This is a genomic window from Segatella salivae DSM 15606, from assembly GCF_000185845.1.
Taxonomy (GTDB): Bacteria; Bacteroidota; Bacteroidia; order Bacteroidales; family Bacteroidaceae; genus Prevotella; species Prevotella salivae.
The window spans coordinates 2,729,010-2,732,073 of sequence record NZ_GL629647.1; the positions used below are offsets into that span (position 1 = coordinate 2,729,010).

Sequence of the window (3,064 nt, forward strand, 5' to 3'; positions counted from 1 at the left end):
CAATTCTTCGAAAAAGAGAACACTTCCATCTGTTTTCCGCGGAAATACGCAAAGAGTTTGTTCCGCGTTCCTATGAAACTGCGCTTATGAAGATAGTTCCACACAGGTTGCATCAATGGCATAATGCGAATGTCTTTGATATGATCAGTGAGCACAAGTTTTATGTCTTTATTGATGGGATAAACCGCAACAGCGTTTTGTGTGGGCAAGATTGTGTTGAGAATTTCATCAGTCTTGTGCCCCGTAAACGTATAATGATAGAGGGTTTCGGCATCTTCGGCGACAAATTCCTCTAATGGTACGAGCATCACAGGCGTATCAATGAGCACTTGTGCACGTTGATAGTCTTGGCTAAGCAGTTCACTCTCGATAAATGCTTCGCGTAGATTGGCAGCCATCGACATGCCACTCTTTACAACATAAGGTTCATAGCGCAAACCATTCACCGCCTTGTCATCGATGACGGCGAACGACATTGTTGTGCTGCTCAACCTCAATGTGACGCGTTGAGAAGGGGGTATGATTGGATTTTCGGGCATAGTTTTGTTATTTGTTAATAGACAATTGTGTGTCACCAGCAGCAATATCACCCATGCGGATTCCTGCATAGCGCCCACGCTCGTTGGCTTTCTCGATGAGGTTGGCAATACTGTTCTCGTCAAGCCCATTCAGATAAGTGTCATAAGTCGCTCCACACTCCGCCAAAGGAAGCTGACGTCCGCTCTTGCTTACCTGCACAGTCGCAGCCAAATCAAAACGTTTCCCATCGCTGAAAGGGATATATTGCAGACTATCTGCCAAATAACCGCCTTTTATGAGCACGTTGAAATCGCCGGTGTACACTTTGTGATCACGACAATAAGAAAGTTCGGCAACGCGGATTTTCGACAGCCTATTAATGACAGCTTGCTCGCGAAACTGCTGTTCTTTCTTGAATTTTATGGGCGCACTGATGCTCATATAGCACATGACGGCTAACACAAGTACGCATAGGGCGAGCCATAAATTATGATGTTTTGCCAACTTCATTTGGAGATTTGTTTTTATCTTTGCAGCGTTATTGATAGGCAGCACACGTGAATGAACTGCTGTTGTCTGCAAAGTTACAAAAACTTTCTACGTTATCGCATTGAAAATACAGGAATTTATAGACGAAGTGGTGCGCGAATTTGGTTTTACGCCCACGTATGACCAGCAGAATGCACTCGAAATCTTTGCGCGGTTCCTGGCCGATAGAGCACAAAACTGCGTGATGATAATGCGCGGCTCGGCCGGAACGGGAAAAACATCGCTTGCCGGAGCAATGGTGCGCACGTTTTCACGCTTAGGCCAAAAGTTGTTGTTAATGGCCCCGACAGGACGTGCAGCCAAAGTGTTTGCGATGAATAGCGGCCATGCTGCTTTTACTATCCATCGCAAAATTTATCGTGAAAAAAGTTATTCAGGGCTCGGCGGGCAGTTTAGTCTGAATGAAAACATGCACAAAAATATGCTCTTCATGATTGACGAGGCTTCGATGATTGGCACTGGTGGCAACATGGCGAGCGACTTCGGTTCGGGCAACTTACTTTCCGACCTTGTGCAATATGTTTACAAAGGGCAGAATTGTCGAATGATATTGGTGGGCGATAGTGCACAGCTGCCGCCGGTGGGAGAGGCAGAAGCGCCCGCTTTAGATGGGAGCATTTTGGAAATGATGGGCCTAAAAGTCTATGAATGTGATTTGAATGAGGTTTTGAGACAGAGCCAAAATAGCGGAATTTTGGCCAACGCCACTTATATAAGAAGTCTCACTCCCAGCACTTCAACAGGGGGAGGAGAGCACAATGCTGAGGCTTTCCGTGGATTGGCGCAGGCCGAATCATCGTATGAAACCTTGTTGCAAACAGGACTCCCTCGCATTCGTTTCCATGGCTTTGCAGACATCATAATGGTGCCGGGCGACGAACTCGTTGAGCGTATCAGCAGCAGTTATGGTGAGGTGGGGATTGATGAAACGATGATTGTCACGCGGAGCAACAAACGCGCAAATGTATATAATCAAGGCATTCGGGCCACCGTCCTCGACCGAGAGGAAGAACTTTGCACGGGAGACCAGTTAATGGTGGTGCGAAATAAGTATTTAGACGATGTTCAGGATAAAAACAATGGCCTAACGTTTATTGCTAATGGAGATCGGGTGAAAACCCTGCGTGTGAGTAACATTCGAACGCTTTTTGGCTTCAGATTCGCTGATGTTTGGTTGCAATTCCCTGATTATGACAACATCGAAATGCTGCAAACTGTAATCTTAGACACACTGCTGACAGAGGCCCCGGCCTTAACCCACGAACAGCAACAGCAGCTTTATGAGGCCGTGATGGAAGATTACGCTGACATTCCCCGCAAACATGACCGCCTGTTGAAACTCAAACAAGACGTCTATTTCAACGCGCTACAAATAAAATATGCCTACGCCGTGACTTGTCATAAGGCCCAGGGCGGCCAATGGTCGCATGTTTATATTGACCAAGGATATATGACCGACGACATGCTCACACCTGATTATATCCACTGGTTGTACACGGCCTTCACGCGCGCTACTGATAAATTGTTTCTTGTAAACTGGCCGAAAACACAAACAGCGGAATAACCTGTGCTGTGGCGTGTGTTTTTATGCCCTTACATCTGCTAATCTTCATTTCTGCTGCTGTTTTTTATGCAACTTTCCTTGGATTTTATATTTTGTCAATCGTTTTGTTGCATGTTAATATTATTGTCTGCCTGTTGTTTTGTGCGTAATTGTGCGTTGATGTCATAATTTATGTTTCGCTAATCATTTTTGTTCATATGAATGCTTATGACGATTTTCCGCAATAGTAGAATTGCGGAAAATTGCTATTTTGATCATATAAAAAACAATAATCAACGCAATTTATCACTAAACTGAATAGTGACTGAGTTCAAAATGATGAATTTTTGGTGTAAAAAATATTATTATAAATTTGGAACTAAAAATTAAATTTATTATCTTTGTCATCATAAAGAAATGTTTATAACTTTCTATTAACAATCTATTGACCAT

General features: G+C 44.0%; 2 protein-coding genes and 1 pseudogene. 1 reads left to right on the top strand and 2 read right to left on the bottom strand.

Going from position 1 to position 3,064, the window contains the following annotated elements; translation table 11 throughout:
- Together HMPREF9420_RS14790 and HMPREF9420_RS10700 are read right to left on the bottom strand one after the other, a co-directional pair.
- Nucleotides 1–476: pseudogene (locus tag HMPREF9420_RS14790) on the bottom strand (DUF3822 family protein); the annotation flags it as partial.
- 70 nt (nucleotides 477–546) lie between these two features.
- On the bottom strand, nucleotides 547–1,029 hold the full coding sequence (locus HMPREF9420_RS10700) for a hypothetical protein (protein ID WP_044079241.1): 483 nt from the start codon (nucleotides 1,027–1,029) through the stop codon (nucleotides 547–549).
- A gap of 100 nt (nucleotides 1,030–1,129) precedes the next feature.
- Between HMPREF9420_RS10700 and HMPREF9420_RS10705 the strand changes: the two genes are divergently transcribed.
- Nucleotides 1,130–2,632, top strand: a complete 1,503-nt coding sequence (locus HMPREF9420_RS10705) for an ATP-dependent DNA helicase (RefSeq protein ID WP_007135700.1) — start codon at nucleotides 1,130–1,132, stop codon at nucleotides 2,630–2,632.
- The last annotated feature ends 432 nt before the right edge of the window (nucleotides 2,633–3,064 follow it).